This is a genomic window from Mobiluncus holmesii ATCC 35242 (assembly GCF_000185445.1).
Taxonomy (GTDB): domain Bacteria; phylum Actinomycetota; class Actinomycetes; order Actinomycetales; family Actinomycetaceae; genus Mobiluncus; species Mobiluncus curtisii.
The window spans coordinates 1,850,219-1,870,810 of record NZ_GL622346.1; the positions used below are offsets into that span (position 1 = coordinate 1,850,219).

General features: G+C 54.8%; 6 protein-coding genes and 2 tRNA genes. 5 read left to right on the forward strand and 3 right to left on the reverse strand.

Features of this window, described 5'->3' with window-relative positions:
* The 4 genes from HMPREF0576_RS09460 to HMPREF0576_RS07945 form a co-directional block, all read left to right on the forward strand.
* Window positions 1-322 (forward strand): hypothetical protein (locus HMPREF0576_RS09460; RefSeq protein WP_211204620.1); only part of this gene is annotated, 322 nt, incomplete at its 5' end.
* Between the two features lie 373 nt (window positions 323-695).
* The gene (locus tag HMPREF0576_RS07935; protein WP_245527412.1) at window positions 696-1,700 is read left to right on the forward strand and encodes a sensor histidine kinase; all 1,005 of its coding nucleotides are present in this window, start codon (window positions 696-698) and stop codon (window positions 1,698-1,700) included.
* Window positions 1,700-2,371: a response regulator transcription factor gene (locus HMPREF0576_RS07940; RefSeq protein WP_004007828.1), complete on the forward strand. Its 672-nt coding sequence runs from the start codon at window positions 1,700-1,702 to the stop codon at window positions 2,369-2,371. Before HMPREF0576_RS07935 ends, HMPREF0576_RS07940 begins: the two co-directional genes overlap by 1 nt.
* Window positions 2,372-2,435: 64 nt before the next feature.
* Complete coding sequence (locus HMPREF0576_RS07945) at window positions 2,436-3,815, forward strand: IS3 family transposase (protein WP_081456834.1); 1,380 nt, start codon at window positions 2,436-2,438, stop codon at window positions 3,813-3,815.
* Window positions 3,816-4,071: 256 nt separating this feature from the next.
* Here the strand turns inward: HMPREF0576_RS07945 and HMPREF0576_RS07950 are convergent.
* The 3 genes from HMPREF0576_RS07950 to HMPREF0576_RS07960 all read right to left on the reverse strand — a co-directional run bounded on the left by HMPREF0576_RS07950 (window position 4,072) and on the right by HMPREF0576_RS07960 (window position 4,731).
* A tRNA-Ala gene (locus tag HMPREF0576_RS07950) sits at window positions 4,072-4,147 on the reverse strand.
* A gap of 33 nt (window positions 4,148-4,180) precedes the next feature.
* Window positions 4,181-4,257 (reverse strand) — tRNA-Ile (locus HMPREF0576_RS07955).
* Between the two features lie 294 nt (window positions 4,258-4,551).
* Complete coding sequence (locus HMPREF0576_RS07960) at window positions 4,552-4,731, reverse strand: DUF3551 domain-containing protein (protein WP_245527383.1); 180 nt, start codon at window positions 4,729-4,731, stop codon at window positions 4,552-4,554.
* Window positions 4,732-5,457: 726 nt separating this feature from the next.
* Between HMPREF0576_RS07960 and HMPREF0576_RS07965 the strand changes: the two genes are divergently transcribed.
* Complete coding sequence (locus HMPREF0576_RS07965; protein WP_036324598.1) at window positions 5,458-20,568, forward strand: VaFE repeat-containing surface-anchored protein; 15,111 nt, start codon at window positions 5,458-5,460, stop codon at window positions 20,566-20,568.
* Window positions 20,569-20,592 lie beyond the last annotated feature (24 nt).

Below are 20,592 nucleotides of genomic sequence, written 5' to 3' on the forward strand. Positions count from 1 at the left end.
TGGGACACTTCAGTTACGACAGCTCACTGAGTGGATTACAACGATCAATGCACAAACAAATGCTACGACGAAACATATACCGCTAAACATTGTCAGCCCCGGAACCCATAATGCTACACCACTAAGCAACGCCACGATCATCACCAGCGAAGTAGCCCGTGAGCTTCCTCGGAACATCCATGAACCAGACCCACGATCGGATCCACCATTGCGCGAGCCGTCAAATGACGAAATTTCCTCTTCCATAATCCACCTCTTCCTCACCGAATGCCCAAGTCATCCGTTGGTGTCAGCAACGATTTTTCGCCGTTATTCTCAGTGAATCACACGCGCAACCGTCGGCGCTATCGTCAGGTGTCGGTATTTTTATACCGACACCTGACGATACCCAGCATCACTTCGCTCCACTAGAATGCAGGCAAAACTCGATTTTTAGGCGGAAGGACTGGGTATCATGAAAATTGCTGCGTGCTTTTTACCCCATCACTAACATGCACAAGAACGTAACCAGAATGAAACGACATCAACTCAAAAGCCTTCTCCGCTGGGTTTTCCCTATTTTTAAACCCCACCCAGCTATTTTGACAGCGATTTTCACCTTTACGGCAGCGTTCTCATTTATGGCCGAAACCATCATGGGGACATTTTCTGACCGTGTCATGGAACCAAGTTCTCCAATTATCCTGCTTGTGTTGATGGTATCACTCGCCCTGTGCGGGATTTTCCCACCGTACTTCGAGTCACTTTTCATTCTTCTGTCTTGTATTTATTTCGGTCTATTCGGGTCACTGACAACACCCACCCTCGGCATATACGTGCTGGTCGGGGTGTGGTTGGTGCGGTCTTGGATAATACCGGGGCTACTGCTGCTCCTCGCGACCGAAGTGAGTCTAATCGCGGTTTCTCCATACCCGAGCCTCCAGGTCATCGGAGCAATATTCGGCTCCGGCGTGACCATAGCCTTAGGGCTCGCTATCCGCTACTTGCGACTAAAAACCGCTAAAGCCAACACGCTAGCAGAGCACAACCGCAAGCAAGCCGAGCAAGCACGCCTAGAGGCAGAGCAGGCAAGGCGGGAAGCACGTCAGGCCAGTAGTCTGATACGTAAACAGTTGGCGGTTCAGCTGCACGACACGATAGCCAAAGACCTCGCCCATATTGCGATTAAGGCACAGGAACTCAGCCAGCAAGCCGCCCCCACCCCAGATGAACTCACGGCACTGGCGAACCAGGCTATCGCCACCTCGAAACGTATCAAACCCACTATTCTGCAACTCGACACCGAATCCGGGAGAACCAACATCACCGAAACCGTATCCCTAGTAACCAAAATGCTCTCCACCAGGAACATCACCCTACAAAACGACGTGAGTGAAAACCTCGATGAGCAAACCACCCGCCAGCAAGCCCTCCTGACCTGCCTAGTCATCCGCGAGGCCGCCACGAATATCCTGAAATACGCCCCCACCGACACTACCGCCAGCCTAGAAGTAGCCCGAGAACCAGACGGAGCCATCACCATCACCACCAGCAACCCCATCAGCGACACCCCCGCCAACACTGGAATCACCGGAGGCTTCGGCCTAGCCAACCTCGAACACCAAATCACTCTGCACGGAGGCGAATTAGAATACAGTCGTAATGCTACCCGCTGGATACTCTGGGCGCTCATCCCCACCGATGGAAGGACACAAACATAATGAGCGAGGGCATCCGCGTACTCATAGCCGACGATGACCTGGTCATCCAAGAAAGCTTCGCTAGGCTACTTGATGGCGAGGACGGTATCGAGGTCGTTGCTACTGCCCCCAACGGCGCCGAAGCCCTGACCAAGATGACCCGGGGTATCGACGTGGCGCTCATAGACGTGGACATGCCCATCTTAGACGGAATCGAAACAGCAAAACTAATCCGCAAAAACTACCCCCAAACCACCATCATCATGCTCACCGCGTTCGAACACGAAGACGCCCTCGCCCAATCCCTCGCGGTTGGTGTCCAAGGATTCCTCACCAAAAACACCACCCCAGCTGAGGTGGCTGTATATATCAAAAAGGCACTATCCGGACAGGCCGTCTATGACTCGCGACCCACGGATATCCTCACCCAGTCTTACACCGAGAAATCACTGACCCAAGCCCAATATCAAGACTTCATCGACGCGGTGGACACCCTACCTGGACGCTTCAAATCGGTATTCGCCCAGTTACTCGACGCCAAAACCAACAAGGAAATCGCCAAGGAGCTCTATATGTCTCCCGCCACTGTCCGTTCCTATGTTTCCGAAATACTTGCCCACACTGGATGCAAAAGCCGGGGGCAACTGGCCATTATCGCGGCGCGCGCCGGCATCAACACCACAACTCCATGAGACACCAGCAGTATGGGGGTTAAAGGACAAATGGGGGTGCGGACGGATTGTTGGAGAGTGTTTTATGAATGTTTCGTATTCTCGGGAGCAGCGTCGTGAGGCGTTGAAGGTGTATAGGCGTACGGGGTCGGTAACTAAAACGATTTTGTTGCTGGGTTATCCTGGGCGTTGGACCTTGCATAAATGGATTCGGGAGGCGGGAAAGCCGGTTTCTAAGCCTAAGCGGGCTCAAAGACTTACTCATTATCCTTTTAAGACAAAGCTTAGCGCGGTTGAGATGTTTAACAAGGGTGCGCGTCCTGGGCAAATCGCTTCGCAGCTGGGTTTGCGTAGCCCGATGAGTGTATACAGTTGGGTGGAGCGATACCGGCAGGAAGGAGAGTGGGGATTAATGAGTAGAAAGGAACGAGGGCAAGCAGCTAAGTTACCTACCGTTAAATCACTAGAGGCGTCTTTGCCTGATGATCCGCAAGAGTTGAAACGCTTAGCAGCCAAGCTAATCGTGGAAAAGGCGGTGATGGATCAGGAACTGGAGTTAATAAAAAAAGACGTCAGCGTCCTGCCCGGAGCTTTGACGAATCGTCACAAAGCGCAGGTAGTGGACGCTCTTAGAGGTACATATCCGTTGGGAATGCTCCTTGATGTTGTGGGGTTGTCGTCCTCGAGTTTTTACTACCAGCTTCACGCAATGGCTCGCCGGGATAAGTATTGTCAGTTACGTAAAGATATTGCCGCTATTGCTGCTGAGTCTTTCTACACCTATGGGTATCGTCGTAACTGGTGTGTATTGCGTGCTCGTGGAATACGAGTCAGCGAGAAAGTGGTGCGCAAGATTATTAGCGAAGATAAAATCCTTGTGCGTTATCCGCGTCGGAAACGGCGTTACTCTAGCTATAACGGTGAGATAGCGCCTGCTCCTGAAAATCTTGTAAAGCGTAACTTTCACGCCAATGCCCCTGGCAAGCTATGGCTTACAGATATAACCGAGTTCATCACGGCGGAATCGAAACTGTATCTATCGGCTATTATCGACTGTTTTGACGGCAAAGTAGTCGGGTGGGCTACCGGGCGCCATCCCAGTAATGAGATAGTAATGGCTTCAATGAACATGGCTCTTGAAGAACCCATTAGCGATAATTTGTTGATAATTCACTCTGATCGCGGATCACACTACCGGGGCGGAGATTTTGCAGCGTTTTTACGATGTCACCACATCACCCAGTCAATGTCTAAAAAAGGATGCTCACCCGATAATGCTGCATGTGAGGGCTTTTTCGGGCGAATGAAAAACGAAATGTACTACGGATACAAATGGAAAAGCACCAACGAGCTTGAAACAGCCATTACACGCTACATTCACTTCTACAACAACCACCGCATCAAACTCACCCTCGGCGGAATAACCATAAAACAATACAGAAACCACTACCAGCCGGTAGTCTAAAACTGTCCAAAAAACAATCCGCACCCCCATTTTTGTCCTTTACCCCAACCTTTTAGCGTCAGCGAGACCTTTTAGTGCCTCAGGCCAAGTGTGCGCCCGACCGCTAGGAATAGCGTTAAGTGCGCCGCGTTAGCGGTTCCTGTATAGGCAAGCAAGTGAGTGAGCGGAATCTAGAAACTTGCACTGGCAAGCGAATACCCCGCGCCCAGTAGTATAAAAATAGGACGCTCACTTTGTATCGAAATGAGCGTCCTAATGGTGGAGCTAGGGGGACTCGAACCCCCGACCCTCTGCTTGCAAAGCAGATGCGCTACCAGCTGCGCTATAGCCCCGTTTTGTATGAAAAAACCCCGAAATTTCGGGGCTGGTGGGCCTAGCTGGGCTCGAACCAGCGACCTCAGTCTTATCAGGACTGCGCTCTAACCAACTGAGCTATAGGCCCTTTGGGCACCAAAAGATACTACCTGAACCGGTTATCGTGCGCAAATTCGCGGGGTCACGAGGGTGGCAAGTATCCACTGGCGTGAGCAACGGCGTGATTGAAAGGACTCTCTATAGCGGCGTTTGCTTTGCGGGTCAACACAATCTGCAAGCTCCCAACTTGGTTACAGACGAGCCGACAGCGCCAAAATGCCGTTTAAACCCATGAAATGCCCTTTAACCCTGAAATACAAAAGCGGAGTAAAAGAATAGACCCACCGCATTGCGGCGGGTCAAGAGGCTTTCGCGTACCGTGTTAGTCGGCGCTGACCTCAACCAGAACCTGTTCGTAGCTACCGTAAGAAATCTCTACGGGCTGCACTTGCGTACTTCCGTTCAGGTTGGCTTCTCGGTCGGCAGCCTGCGCAGGCAACAGGGTGCTCAAAGCCACCAGCATGGCGAGCGCTACCGCGGTCATCACGCCTTTCTTTTGCATCTGCATGGTTCCTCCCAGTTTTTTTAGTTTACGGGTTCTCATCACGGAAAATTCCAGCGTCGACCCGCGTTACACTGGTAACTATACCTCATCTTCAGGAAATCACAAGTTCTTTTTATAAATTCTTTCACCAAGTTTTTTCGCGATTTATCTGAGTTCTGGTTCATATCTCGCGTCTTGTGCGATTTCTAATCTAAAACTGTAACGGTCTGAGACTGAAGAAACCCTGGAAATGTCAGCTTGCGTTTCGCGTACTGCTAGGGCAGGCATTATGTGTGCGATTGCGCAGGTGTTTTGACCAGGGATTAACCACGCGTCGGTAGTTTGACGCGGTATAGAGGGCAAAAGGGTGGGAATCGGCACTCGCTCCCAGGTTCAGGTGCCCTTTTTAAGGTTTCTTTCAGGTTTGCGAAAATTACTGGGCAGATTTGCAGAAAACCGCGGTTTTTACCGTTTATTTGCCGTTTTTCTACCTGCGCTCGAGGTGACAAACTCAGCTTGACATTCTTAAAAGGGGCTGAAAACTGTCGTCAATTTTCGCGAAATTTGCGCTATTAAGCTGAGTTTTCCTAAAGCAAAACGGGGGTTTACCGAACGGCTTTGGAGCAATAGTGAGATTGTCAGCACAATCCTGGAAGTACTCTTGGAGATAGCTGGGAAAGCTGGTAGTCTTAATTACTGTATATAAGCATGTTTAGTGTCCCCAAAAGGGCTCAGACCGAAAAAATGGCTAATTATATGGAGGTATTTAGCATGAGTGCTATAGCCAAGGACCCGCGGCAAAACCAGCCGGGAAAGCCCACCTTAGTGAGCTTTAAGCAAAAAGGTAAAAAGGGTCGGAACTGGACCGCGGGGGTGATAGCCTCGGCTATTGCCGTGGCGTGGGCAGTTGGCGGTTTGGTCATGCCCTCCCTGGCGGCGACACCGACCGCCCAGGCTTCGGTGCATCCGACGGTGAACGTTTCGCCCGATGCGAACTTTGATGTGGGCACGAACGGCGACGTACGCTACCGGTTGGCATATACCGGACAGCTCTTCTCAACTAAAGACCCTGATGATGCCGCGGCACATTATGGTGATACCGCCCAGGTTGGGGATTTCACAGCTCACTACCTGCCCAAAGAATGTATTACAAAGGCTACGAAGGTAGATGGATCAGGGAACCCATATTGGGATGGTTACGACGCCCTAGACCAGGTAGCCCCAGATCGCGGCATTATTGCGAACAAGCGAATTTCTAACAACATCCAAAAAGGTTTTGGTGCGTGGGTTATCTTCCCCGGAAGTTCCTCCGCCACGTTACCGTTTAACCCTTCCGGTTCTGCCAGCCGCGCGGCTACCTCCGACCGTTCCGCTGCTGAGCCTGAGGAAGAAGACGCAGATACTCTCACCTTGAGCTTAGAGCCTATCGAAGGCGAAGCTACGGAAACGGGTGCGACTCAGGCACGTATCTTTGGCAAGACTGCAGACCCCGCCGGTGACTCGGGTACCTCCACCGAGCCCAGCGGTGCTGCCAACGCTCCGCAGCTGCCTGCCAACCCGGAAGAACCCTCCTCAGCTCCGGAGCTGTCTCCCGAATCTCCTGCCCCGGCAGCTGTGGGCGAGGATCGCGCGGCGAACCCTGCCCCCACCAAGACGATTTTGTCTGGCGCGGTCCCATTTGGCTACAAGTTTGAGCCGACGATGAAAGAAATCAAGCTCAAGTTTGATCCCAGCGTCAATAAAGACACCGCGATTGCCAACTTCAACAAGCAGGTTGATGAAGCCCAAGCTGATGTGATGAATCAGCTGGAACAGTTTATGAATGGTAAGCCTTTCGACCAGCGCACCAAGAAAGCTATGGTAGATAACCTCAATCTGCAGTTTGATAACCTGCGTAAGCAAGGGTTGGCATGGTTTGAGGAACAGTACAGCAAACATCCCAGTGCCTCTAAGTTCCCCGGTATTGCGGCTTGTGAAGATAACGGACCTATCGTTCCCGTAGGTTCATTTATCTTGGTTAAGAACTGGACTGCCGACGCAAAAGGTGAACACAATGTCTGGCAATGGGCGCGGAAGCATCGGAATGAAAACACGGCATATCATGCCGCGATTGATTTCCTGGCTTTGTACCCCAGTGACACCGAGAACTCTTTTAAGGTAGATGGACAGGCAAGCTTCTGTGTGGAGCCTTTCTATGGTTACCGAATTGGCAACCACAAGGTTTACACTGACCCATCTAAGTCCACGATTTACTGGGCGAAAGATAATCCGGAAAAGGCGGAAACCGTTAAGGCCCTGGCGTGGCATTACGCCAAGTACAGTAGGGGCGCGAACTGGGGTCATTATCAAAACGCCATCTGGATGGTGATTTTCGGCATTACCGATAATGCGGGTGCCTGGAACTATGCTGACAAGAAATGGGGCGATACGGGAGTCACCGATGTGAAAAACCTCATCCAGGAAGCCCTCACTGCGTACCAACATCGCCAGGATGGAAACGTAGTTAAGGCTCTGGAGACCATGCACCTCGATCAGGTGTCGCTGCAGCCGGCCAATGATGGCGGTACTCTGTTGACTGTCCAGTTGAACGATTACAATCCGAACTCGACCGAAGGCCGGATAATTGGCGACCAGGTGTACCTCACGGTGCAGGGCGCTACCTATGCTGATGGTAAGCCCATTCCCAATAATCACATTAGCTTGCGGGAAGCATTAAACGGTGTAACCCTCAAGATTGCTAACCAAAACGCGTTTAAGATTTCCTTCGCGGGTTCAGTTAAGAACGTTGAGGATCCTTACTTTATTGATAATCCAAATGGACCTACGCAGGCTCAGGTCGTGGTGTTAAGGAAGGACCTCGATTTGTCCGGTTCGCTGGAAGTGAAGTGGACCTACGTTCCGCAGCCGAAGCCCGCTATTTCCACCACCGCAAAGGTGAACGGTGCCGAGTCGGTGCCCGGTGGTGCGGAAACTGCGACGTTCTCTCGTGCTGACGAGGTCATCACCCTGACCGATGATGTGAAGTATGAAAACATTCCTGCTGACACGGCTTCAAATCGTAAGTACCTGATTGGTACCCTCACGAAGGTCAGCGAGGGAATCGCTAAAAAGGTGTTCACCCAGGTTGCTGATGCCAACATTAGCGGTCAGGGCACTGTGACCGGGCTGTTCCCCTATGAGGTGAAAGCCTCCGAGGTTAAGAAGGGCGATAGGTTCTATTATGAGGAAATCCTCGTCACTTCTGACCCGAAGTATGCCGGTGGGGAAACAGCTTTCACAAAGGGTTACGGTAATCTCAACGTCATTGCCAAGCACACTGGCGAAAACCCTGATCAGACCGTGCTCATCGCAAAGAACAAAGCCGAACTGACCCTGTCAAAGGAAGCAATCGGTGCAGCCGATAAGGCTGACGGCAATGTGACCTTCCGCGTCAGCTGTGACGACGGCACTGCAGCGACCCTCTACGCCCCGGCTCGAGGCGGCGTGGCTAACACAAACCCCGCTTGGGCAGGATACCAAGCCAGCTCGATTGAAGTGACCCCCGGCGCTATCTGCACCGTGGAGGAAACCTACTCTCCAGCTCCGGTCGATTTGGCAACTGCCCCACGCTGGGTCGGTGGCAATGCTGAGATGGTCTCTGACCCCACGCCGGTCAACGTGAACGGCAAGACTATTGGTTCGAAAGCCAAGTTTAAGATGGGCGACGCTGGTGACATCAACCTGGCGGTGACCAACACCTATCGGGAACCCACCGGTGGCTTTAAAGTCTTTAAGTACGTCAACAGTGATGGCAAGTTCGACGCCTACACGGCAGCGAACGCTAACGGTGGCAAGTTCAACTTCTATTACCGTTGTGACAAGGGAATTGCCGGAAGTTTCGCGCTTCCCGAGGATCCTTCGACTGACGCGGATGGCGATCCGTGGAGCTATGAAGTAAAGGATTTGCCGATTGGCGCCCGGTGCAGCGTGACCGAAATGAAGCCGACGGCTCCCAGTGGCTATGACGTCACGATTTCCGCTGCGGACGCTTTGGTTAAACCCGTTCAGTCCAACACGGTGTCGCTCCGTCCAATTCGTGCCGACTTTGCCAACCAGGTGTCGTTCATGAACCAGTACCTGCCCGCCGATGCGTCCTTCAGCCTGCGAAAGATTGCCCGGTTTACCGATGGTCAGCTCATCAACGATAACTTTGCGTTGCATTACTCATGCTCGGATAGGTCTGGCAAGACAGTATCCGGTGACGTGACGGTGGCAGGTAACGGAGAAGCAGTCTCGGTCAAGGGTGTTAAAGCCGGTATGACCTGTACCATCACCGAGCCGCGGAAACCCGCTATCGCAAAAGCCAATTTCAAGGATTTGTCCTTTGACCTGAGCGGTACGCAATACAATGTCAGCAACTCTGAACGCCTGGAATTTGATGTTCCGCGCAACCCGAACGCCGTCGTGCTGGTGACAGCGACGAACGTTTACGAACAGGAGGCTGGTTCGTTCACGTTGCAAAAGACCGTCAAGGCGGGCGAGTCGAACCCGCTCAAGGGTACGGCGTTCACCTTCCGCATCAGCTGCGGTGAGGAAGATCCATTTACCGTCAGCCTGAAGGCAGGTCAGACCTGGACATCGAAGTCCTACCCGGTGGGCACCGAATGTTTGATTCACGAGTATGACCCGTCCACCCAGGCGGCTACCAGCACGGTTTCCTACCAAGGCGCCATGTCGATGGGTGCGAGCGACGCCGTGCTGACCGTCAAAGAAGGTAAGGCCGCAGTAAAGGTTGAGGCCGTAAACACGGTAAAGGCAAACTACGGTAAGTTCGCCCTCACCAAGAAGGTCGAAGGCGACGCCAAGGCTGCCGCAACCACCTTCGCTTTTGATTACAAGTGTAACGACGCGGCTCACACCAACGGCACCCTAGAAGTCCGCGGTGGACAGACCAAGACGGTTGGCGACAACATTTTGGTCGGCACCACCTGCTACATCAAGGAAAAGCCGGTGCAGATTGACGGCGTCACCGTCACCCCCTCCTGGGTGACGAACCTGCCCAACGGCACTGGGGCGTACGCTAGCTACAAGCAGTTCACCATCCCGCTGCCCCAGAATGGCAAGGCGCAGGTGCTGCAACTGGAAGCCAAGAACACTTTGGAATACGACAAGGCGAGCTTCACCATTAAAAAGGTCATCCAGGGCGGAGCAGTCTTTACCCCCGATGCCACCTTTAAGTTCACCTACAGCTGTAAAGCCCCGGACGGAAAGACCTACACCCAGGCGACTCCGTTTGGCTCTCAAGCCAAGGCTAAATTCATTGAAGTAGCCGCCGGTCAAGAATCAGCAGCTATCGTGGTGCCCCAGGGCTCCAAGTGTTCTGTGTCAGAGCCTCAGGCGCAACTGTACGTCACCAACCAAAAGCTGGTGAACAACCCGAACGCGAACCCGTTGAAGTACGTGTCCACTTCGTTCGTTCCGGAGGGCAAGGGTCTGACTTCCGGTGAACAGACCGTGACTGACAGCCAGACTTTCCAGTTTGCTGCCACCAACGTCTACACCGAAAAGATGACCGGCTTTAAGTTCTACAAGGCTGCCGTCACGGGTAACAACGCTGGCAACCACGCCGAACAGTTCTATTTCAACTACTCCTGCCAGACTCCGGCAGGAGAGGTTAAGAACGGTGTCGGATACGACCTGGGAGCCGGCAGCGACCCGGTCACGGTAGAGAATCTGCCCGTCGGCACCAAGTGTGTCGTGTGGGAGAAACCTGCGGTTGCACAGGCTAACGAAAAGGTCACGACCAAGTGGACCCTGGGCACTGCTGAACCGGTGGAAGGCAAGGACGTAAAGCCTTTCGACAACAATGCCCGTACCCAGGCTAACGGTGTTGCGTTCACTGTAGATCAGGAAAACCAAGCACTTATGGTCGGCGCCACCAACGACTTCACGGTGCCCGACACCAAGCTGGTGGTCAGCAAGACCATCGTGGCTGGAGAAAACACCACCGTAGGCAATAAGTCGGTCAAGCTCTCGGCTACCTGTAAGTACCCGACTGATAACGCCGAACACGTCATCATGGAAGGCAAGACCTTTAAGAATGGTGATAGCGCCGAGTTCACCACCGATGTGAATGGTGTGAAGATTCCGGTCGGGGCGACCTGTACCATCTCCGAATCTGAACCCAGTGCAAAGGTGGCTGGACACCTCTGGACTGTGCAGATGAAGGAAGGCAAGCGCGTCCTGTCCGACAAGGCGACCGCTACCGTCACTTTGAGCGCAGAAAAGGGTCGGACCGTAGAAGTAATCAACACTTACGAGCGCGAGCTGGGCAAGTTTAAGATTATGAAGTCGGTCAGCGCTGCCAAGAACATCACGGTGAAGGAGTCTTACAGCTTCAGTTACACCTGTGCAGACCCGCAGGACGCCACCCAAAAGGTAGCCGGCAAGGTGACCGGAGTCACCGATAAGGGCTACAAGTTCGTGGATGGTATTCCGCTGGGTTACAAGTGTCACATCACCGAAGATCAGGCTGGTGCCAAGACCGAGGAAGGCTCGACCCTCTCGGCTACCCTGTCCGCGAATGACTTCGTGGTCGAAAAGGATAACGTGGTCGACGTCTCCGTGACCAACACCTACTCCACGGCAAACGGCAAGTTCAGTGTGAAGAAGGTGATCGCTAAGGATTCCACCGCCGCGATTGCTGACGGCACCTACAACTTCGAATACTGGTGTGTCACCCCGGACGGATCCGAGGTCGGGACGGCTGCTGCTCCTAACAAGTTCAGCATCAAAGCAGGTCAGACCTGGACTTCCGGCAATATCGCCACCGGTTCCAAGTGTGCTATCCGCGAGGTCACACCGAGCGGTACCACCACTGGCGTAGCTGCTGAAGTGTCCTGGTCGCTGCAAGAATCTACGACCATGCAGGGCGTAGAACCCACCCCCTACCAGGCGGTTGGTGCTGAAAACAACTTTGTGTTCGGGGCAGAAGGTTCTACCGCCGGCAAGTTCACCATCGGCAAGAACGGTACCACTACCGGTCTGACCGCTACGAACAAGCTGTCCTACGAAGAAGTCAAGCTGAAGCTGCAAAAGATTGCGGAAGCCACCTCGGCACACGGCAGGACCGACTACTCGCAGGCTAACTTCGAGAATATGAAGCAGTACGGCGCGTACTACCGTTACATGAACCGCGACTACGTGAATATGCACGTCACCTGCAAGAATGGTGCAAAGACTGTCGTTGATAAGACTGTCCAGGTGAATGTAAACGGCGATGCCCTCGACTTTGGCATGGTGCCTTACAACTCGAAGTGTACGGTCGCTGAGCTTGACGATGAGAGCTTTAACGACTGGAATGCTATGCAGTACGGCGGCTGGCGTCACAAGGCTGTGATTACAGCTACTGATGCCAGTGGTAAGGCTCTGGCGAGTGAGGTTAACTACGCCTTTGACATGATGTCTTCCGACGGAGAACAGGCTGCCATCACGTTTGACGTAACTTCTGAGGCTGATGTCTCCGTGTTGATGCGTAACCGGTGGGATTGCTTCGCCAGCATTGAATCCGTCCTGGACGCACCTGACCACGAAGCAGTAGCCGACGGCAAGCGCGTTCTGAAGAACGGCATTAAGGTGATTAATGTCGACTCCGAAACCGGTCGGATTAAACTGACCGATACCGTGACTCTCAAGAACGTCACCGCGAACCGGACCTATACCGTTGTGGAACGCTTGTACTCCACCAGCAAGGCAGGGGACAGGAACCGCTTCGATCAGGGTTACCTCTCCTGGGAGAGCGAAAATGGCGAAACCTGGGATTACTACGCTGAGGAAGTCACGGTCCCCGGAGGTGCGAATGACTTCACCACGGATATTTCCTTCACCATTCCGGTTGAATTACTGAAGAAGCATCCTGAAGGTATTGCTGCCGGCATCATGGTGTTCAACGGTGGTAACCCGATGAACAAGAGCCAGGCATGTGCACGTTGTTTGGCGTACGGTTCTGAGCTGAAGCTGCCCGCTGGGCAATCCATTGTTCCGCAGTGGGCACCGACGATGAGCACAGTTGCCTACGACCGGACCACCGACTCGCGAGTCTTGTCTACGAACGAAAAGGAAGTTCCGACACAGAAACTGACTGATAATCTCACCTACACTAAGGTTCCTGCAGGGGATTACTACCTGTACGGTCGCCTGGTGCAGACGGATGACACCAGCAAGTCTGTAGTGGACAATGCCAAGAAGATTACCGTTCCCGCGGGACAGAATTTCTTTGGCAAGAATCGTGTCGACAACGAGTTCAACCTGCAGACTTCACAGCTCACTCCCGGTGCCGAATATGTGATGTTCGAGTACATGCTGCCGGCTAATGTGGATGTGAACAGTCTCGCGGGCAAGACTCCGGCTGAGTTGCAGGATATGTCTAAGGCAGTAAACCTGCCCTTCCACGCGGAGGTAAAGGATATCTGCCAGAAGCTGTACACGCCGAAGTTAAAGACCAACGCGGCAATCGACAAGCCTGTGACACCAGCGGCGACCGGTACCGTGAAGGTCAAGGATAAAGTCGACTACTTCAACCTCGTGGCAGGAAAGCAGTACACCTTGACCGGTACCTTGCACGTCAAGGCTGCTGATGGAAGTGACGCTGGGGTGCTCAACGATCCAGGTGCGACCAAGACCGAGACGTTCACTGTTCCCGGTGAAGCCGGCACCCTGGTAAGTGGCAGCCACACGTTGACCTTCACCGTCAAGGCAGCTTCCCTAAAGACCCAAACAGTTGTGGCTTTTGAGGAAGTCAAGGATCGCGGAGTGGTTGTCGCGACCCACGCCGAGATTACCGATGAGGATCAGACGGTTTACAATCCGTCCATCGGCACGACTGCGAGCGTTAAGGACGGTGTCTCCGATGCTGCCGATACGCGCGCCGCGACTGTGGACATGACGAAGGCGGAGCTGGTAAAGGATTCCAAGACCAAGAAGGAACTCTCCGGCGTCGTAGTGACCGATAAGGTTGCCTACAACTCCATCGCTCCGGGCGAGTACGTCATGTACGGTCAGCTCATGACGGTTGGCGCCAATGGCAAGCTGCTTTCGCAGACCCCGGTCCAGACCGTGTTCCAGACGTTGAGCATCGCCAAGGGTGCATCCGCCAGTGGCACGATGGAACTCACCTTCCCCGGTGTGAAGGTCGTGAGTGGCGAGTCTTATGTAGTGTTCGAGAAACTCTACAAGACCTCCGACTTCGACCAGGCAGCAGGGAAGCCGAGCAACCCCAAGGCTACGGTGGCTGAGCACGCCGATCCGAAGGATAGCGCGCAGACCGTTTACGTCCCCGGTGTCACCACTGACGCCAAGGACGGCGATGGCGACAAGTACGTCGACCCGACTCAACCCATCAAGATTGTTGATACCGTCACCGGTTCTGGCTTGATTCCGGGCAAGGAATACACCATCGACGGTGAGTTGATGATGGCTGGTCAGAACGGCGAGCCGGTACACACCGGTGTGTTCAACAATGGCGGAGACGTCAAGGTTGTTGCCGACGCGAACGGTAAGTTCCAAAAGGACCTTACCTTTGAGATGAGCGTGGAAAAGGCTAAGGAGCTGGGTTTGTGGGTTGACGAAAACGGTCAGCCTACCCCGACTGGCAAGGACCTGGTGGTCTTTGAAAACCTGAAGCAGGGCGGCAAGCCCGTGGCTATCCACCACGACATCACCGATGAGGCGCAGACGGTTCACTCCGGCTCAATGGGTACTTCCGCGAAGGACTCCGACGGGAACCAGACCATGATTCCTGGTCAGGAGAATGCGGTCATCACCGATACCGTGAAGTTCACTGGTAAGTTCGAGCCGAAGCACAACTACACCCTGGTGGGCGAACTGCACTACGTCACCACCAACCCGGACGGCTCCAAGACCGACGCCGGCAAGGTGCCGGGTGTAACCGTGCAGCCGGTACAGGTGACCTCTGACGCGAAGGGCATCATTGGCAAGCAGACTATGAAGTTCACGGTTGCTGCTAAGAGCATCGTCGAAGGCAAGGACCTGGTGGTCTTTGAAACCCTGCACGATGGCACCGCCACCGGCAAGGTTGTGGTCAAGCACGCCAACCCGAACGATCCGGCACAGACCATCAACGTGGTAAAGAACTCCATTACCACCACCGCTTATGACGGCGGTAAGGACGGTAAGGGCGCGGATCCGAAGGATAAGAACCTCGACAATTCGCACGCCAAGGTCGCGATTTACGACTTGGTCGATTACGAAGGTCTGCAGGTCGGTAAGGAATACACCGTGACCGGTACCCTGCACTACCAGGCCGACGCCACTCTGGCAGATGGCACTCAGGTTCACACCGGGGATCCGATTGACGCCAAGTACGTCACGGTTACGCCCGCGAAGTTCACCGCCAAGACTCCGTCCTCAAAGGATCAGGGCGCAGTAAAGGCAATCGTGAAGTTCGAGGTGGATAAGGCTGCTTTGGCTACCGCTCCGGTGGTTGTGTTCGAAGACCTCCAAGATGGCACGGTAACCGTTGCTACCCACCATGACATCAACGATGACTCGCAGGTCGTTTACAACCCGTCTCTCGCCACTGTGGCGACTGTGAACGATGGCAAGCTGGTTCAACTCAAGAAGGACCAAAAGGCCGTTACGGTTGACGACGAGGTGACGATTACGAACGCCGCACCGGGCACCTACACGCTGAAAGGCGAGCTGATGTCCGCCGACGGTAAGACCGTCATCTCCACCAGCGAAGTCAAGAACGTCAAAGTCACGAAGGGCGAAGCTACTGTCCAAAAGGTGACTTTCCAGGTTCCGGCTAACCAGGTAAAGGCGGGCGCGAAGTTCGTTGTCTTTGAGGAACTGGTCGACGCTAAGGGCGTGGTGGTTGCAGACCACAAGGATTTTGCATCTGAAGCGCAGACCGTACGAGTTGGCTCTCTGGAGACTACCGCTACCGATAAGGCAGACGGCGATCACGTCGCAGATAACACCAAGACCGTCACCATCGTTGACAAGGTTGACTACTCTGGTTTGAATCTGGACGCCAAGTACGCCGACGGTACCCCCCAGGCCTACCTGCTCTCCGGTCAGCTGATGGATAAGCAAACCAAGCAGGCCGTGCCGGGGCTGGCTCCGGTCGAACGGGTCATTGGTCCGGCAGGCTCGGTCTACCGTGCTGAAGGTCAGCCCGACCGCCCGGTCGAGAAGGTTATTACCTCCGGTACTGGCTTTGAACTGCTCGAGTTCGAGGTTCCGGCTAACTTGATTCTGGGCAAGCCGGTCGTGGTCTTTGAGACTGTGTACCAAGAGGGCAAGGAATACCTGATTCACCACGACATCAACGATGACTCGCAGACTGTCTGGTCTCCGAAGCTTGCCACCAAGGCTAGCGTCGAGAATGAACGCGGTCTGGTGATTGCCGACGCCAAGTCGACGGTCAAGGACACCGTGACCTTCACCGGTATGAAGGTTGGGGAAACCTACGTAGTCGCTGGTGAACTGTGGAACAAGACTCAAAACAAGTCGACCGGTATCAAGGTAACCTCTAAGCCGTTCAAGGCTGACAAGGCTAGCTGGACCGCGACAGACTTCATGACCTTCGAAGTTCCGGCCGGTACTGTGGCAGAGAATGACGAGCTAGTCGTGTTTGAGACTCTGTACCGCGGTGACAAGGTAACCAATAACCCGGCGTCTACTCACAAAGACCCGAATGACCCGGCACAGACGGTTGGTTCTGGCGTGAAGCCCGCCATTAAGACGGTGCTGAGCACGGACGGTAACCGTGTGGCTGGTGCGGACATCCCGACCATCCCGGTCGACACGACCCAGCTGGTTGATACGGTCAGCTACGTTGGTTTGACTCCGGGTGTCAAGTACACCTTGAACGCGACCCTGATGGAAATCGGTCTGGACGGCAAGGTCAGCGATACCGGTATCACCGGCACCGCCACCTTCACCCCGACTGCTGCCAACGGCACGCAAAAGGTCGGTTACAACTCGTTCGACAAGGGTATCTTGAAGCCTGGATACAAGTACGTGGCTTACGAGATCCTGATTCGCAACGATAAGCCGAACGAACCTCCGTTGAAGCACGAGGATCCGAAGGATTCCGACCAGACGGTAAAGACCGACTATCATCCGAGTGTGGTGACCGACCTGACTCAGGACGGCTCCCAGGTCATCGCGACCGATGCGGCTCTGGATCTGCAGGATAAGGTGCAGATGAAGGGTCTCGTCAAGGGTGAGAAGTACGTGCTGGTTTCCCGCCTGGTGTACAACGCGGGTCAGCCTAACGAAACGGTCGTAACTGACGGACTGGAGAAATTCACCGCTGACAGCGTGAACATGACCAAGGTCATCAAGTTCAACGTGACGACCGACCAGTTGAAGGCTCCGATGGCAGCCGCTAAGGCTGCTGGCAGCGAACTGAAGCTGGTGGCTTACGAATACCTGACCCGAGCCTCCCTTGTGACCGGTGACGATGCCACCATCAAGGCCAGCGTTACCGACGCTAGCAAGTGGGACGCTACGCACGCACAGGCTAACGACACGCGCCAGACCGTAACTGTCGTGGACGTGCCTCGGATTGGCACCAAGCTGCAATACGCTCAAGGTCAAAAGGTCGTTTGGGAAGGCGATAACGTCAAGCTGACGGACTTCGTTGAGTACTACAACCTGCTGCCTGCGACCGAGTACACCCTCAACGGTAAGCTCATGGGTATTGCCGCCGACGGTAAGGTCAGCGACACCGGAGTGGTGGGAACTGCTAAGTTCACCACGCCGAAGGCTACCAATGGTGCTACCCGCGTGAGCGGAACTATTGCGGACAAGACTGCCGCGAAGGTCGAGTTCACCGTACCGTTGAGCGTCCTGAAGGCTAACGACAAGTTGGTTGCTTACGAAGCGTTGCTGCTGAAGGGTCAGCCCGTGGCGGATCACGAGGATCCGAACGATGAAAACCAGACTGTAAAGGTCAAGCATCCTGGCGTGGGCACCATCGCTCATGTTGGTGACGACACGAACCTGGAGGTTTGGGAAGGCGTCAACCAGGAAGGCAAGAAGGCTCCCGATACATACACGGTCCACGACGTAATCCGCATGGTGAACGTCGAGGAGGGCAAGACCTACGCTCTGGGCGGTCAGGTCTATAGCAAGAATGCCTACGATGCGAACGCGCAGACCCCTGCCTTGGCGGCGAACGCCAAGACCGTAAAGGTCACTGCGGATATGGCTAAGCCGGCAACTGACGCCGAAAAGGCTCAGTACGGCGCGGATGTCAAGGTTTACGAAACCAGCATGGACATCCCGGTCAAGGCTGCAGACATTAAGACGCATGGCGACAAGCTGGTCGTATTCGAGCAGCTGTGGGCGGAAGGCACGTACGAGAGCGCTGACGGCGGTAAGGTGACCCCGAAGGGTAACCACAAGCCGGTGGCTGCGCACAACGAGATTACTGCCGATTCCCAGTCCATCAACGTGAACCGTCCTGAGTTCGGGTCCTTGACCCTGACCAAGGCTGTCACCGGTTGGGATGAGAACACCGCGAATGTCGAACGCGCCAAGGCGACCTACGTGTTCACTGTCAAGTGCGCCCAAAAGGGTTCGGTTGACACGATTACCTTGCACGAAGGTGGATCGCACACCATCGACGGTATCCCCGTTGGCGACAAGTGCACCATCACCGAGGATGTCCAACATGCTGAGCTGCAAGCCGGCTTGAAGGACACCGTGAAGTTCACCGAGACCAACGGCGTCACCGTTGAGTCCGTCAAGAACGGCGAGGGTACCGTGATGGTCGGTGGCACCTCTAACGGTACCGACCGTGTGCCGAACGTGACTGTGGTAGCGGACAACAAGTTCACCAACGAAGTCACCATCGGCACCAACACCACCGGTCAATTCGGCAAGAAGTCCAGCAACGGCGATAAGATTACCGACCTGGTGAAGTACCAGAACCTGCAGGCAGGCAAGTACCTGTTGCACACCTACTTCGTTGAATACGACAAGGCGGGTCAGGCTCACAAGATTGACTACGTTCCTTCTGAGGTACGCGAAGTCACCGTTGAAGGCGGCTACGTACCGGGTGGTCACAGCGGTACTTGGAGCGTTGACATGACGGTTCCGACCGAGCTGACGCAGGCACACAAGACGGTTGTCGTCTGGGAAGACCTGTACAAGCTGCCGCAGAATGTGGACACCTTCACGACGGAGCTGTCTAAGCTGCCGACCGGTCGGACTGGTGCGGGCTTGATTGCCTCCCACCATGAAGACAATCTCGGTGCGGGTGCTGGTACCCAGTGGCTCGAGGTATCCACTCACTTCGGTGGATTCCAGGTCAACAAGGTGGTCAAGCCGGCTCCAGATTTGCCTGCGGACGTAATCAGTAAGATTCCGGCAACTTGGAACTTTAGTTACGTGGCTAAACTGCCTGATGGCAAGAAGGCAAAGGAAGGCACCGCCCTGGAGGGTAAATTTAACCTGACGGTGGACCCGAAGGATCCGAGTAAGGCGGTCAGCCAGAAGTTCGACGGCTTCCCGATGGGCACGGAGATAACCATTACGGAAACCGACGCCAAGGCGCAGATTCCGACCCAAGCCAAGTTGAAGGTTTCGTGGAAGTCTGAAGGCTGGACTGATGCTGCTGAAGGTCCCACCAAGACCTTCACCATTACCCCGGCTGCCACCGTGAGCGTCACCGCTCTCAACGAGTTCAGCTTGGTCAAGCCGACCTTGGCGACCGTGGCTCGCACCGCGGACGATGGCAAGATGCTCAAGCCGAGTGAGGATACGGCTGTGGTCGATACCGTCACCTACACCAACCTGGTGCAGGGTCGCGACTACTGGCTCAAGACCGAACTGGTCTACGTCGACGGCACGCCTGACCCGAACGACAACCAACCGGTGCTGGGTGCTGACGGCAACCCGCTGGTGAAGTGGACGAAGGTCACTGCGGAAGGCGATAACAGCGAGTGGGTCGTTGACAAGGACAACCCGATGGTGGTTCCCGCCAACGCTAACCCGAATGCTGACGTGGTATTCTTCGAATCCCTCTACGAGATGACGAAGGATGGCGGACAGCCCAAGGTCGGGGACAAGCCGATTGTGGAACACCGCGACAACGCTGATCCGAAACAGATCATCACGCGTCGTCCGGCTCTGTCCCTCCAGACCACGGCGGAGCTGTCCGGTGCCAAGTCAATCACCGCTGGTGAAGGCGTGACCGTGAACGATAAGGTGACCTACAGTGGCTTGAAGGCTGGTGCTGACTACACCTTGGTCGGTACTTTGGTCAAGAAGTCCGATGGTTCCATCGTTGGTTCGCCGGTGACCGCGGCTGGTTTGAAGGCTGAGGCTGACGGCTCCGGCAGCTGGAAGATGTCGATTCCGTTGACTCCGCAGGATACGGCAGGCTTGACCGATGGCGAGAAGCTGGTGGTCTTTGAAAAGGCTTACGCCGGTAAGCTGCCCGAGGCTGGTACCGCTGCACCTGGCGTTTACACCCCGGTTCTGACTCACGAAGACCTTGAGGATGCTTCGCAGACCGTGAACGTGGTGAAGCCGAGCACTCCGCCGCCGTACACGCCTCCGGTTGAGTCTAAGACAACGACTCCTCCGCCTCCTCCGGTGAAGTCTGAGACGACGAAACCGCCGTCGACTACGCCGAGTACTCCTCCGGATACTCCGCCAAGCATCCCGGTGGCTCCGGCTACCACCGTGCCGCCGATGCATCCGAAGGTGCCGCCGACATTGGCTCGGACCGGTGCGCAGGCAGCAATCTTTGGTGGCTTGTCTATCCTGATGATTGCCGCGGGTGCAGGGCTTGGGTTGCTGGCAGCACGGCGCAAGCGCGAGTCTGAAGCGAAGTAGGCGACATAAGCCCTAGGCTGTAAT

Excerpts from the sequence above, each read along its gene's own strand:
- HMPREF0576_RS07965 (WP_036324598.1), top strand. The coding sequence starts at position 5,458 with ATGGCTAATTATATGGAGGTATTTAGCATGAGTGCTATAGCCAAGGAC.
- HMPREF0576_RS07945 (WP_081456834.1), top strand. The coding sequence starts at position 2,436 with ATGAATGTTTCGTATTCTCGGGAGCAGCGTCGTGAGGCGTTGAAGGTG.
- HMPREF0576_RS07935 (WP_245527412.1), top strand. The coding sequence starts at position 696 with ATGGTATCACTCGCCCTGTGCGGGATTTTCCCACCGTACTTCGAGTCA.
- HMPREF0576_RS07960 (WP_245527383.1), bottom strand. The coding sequence starts at position 4,731 with ATGCAAAAGAAAGGCGTGATGACCGCGGTAGCGCTCGCCATGCTGGTG.
- HMPREF0576_RS07940 (WP_004007828.1), top strand. The coding sequence starts at position 1,700 with ATGAGCGAGGGCATCCGCGTACTCATAGCCGACGATGACCTGGTCATC.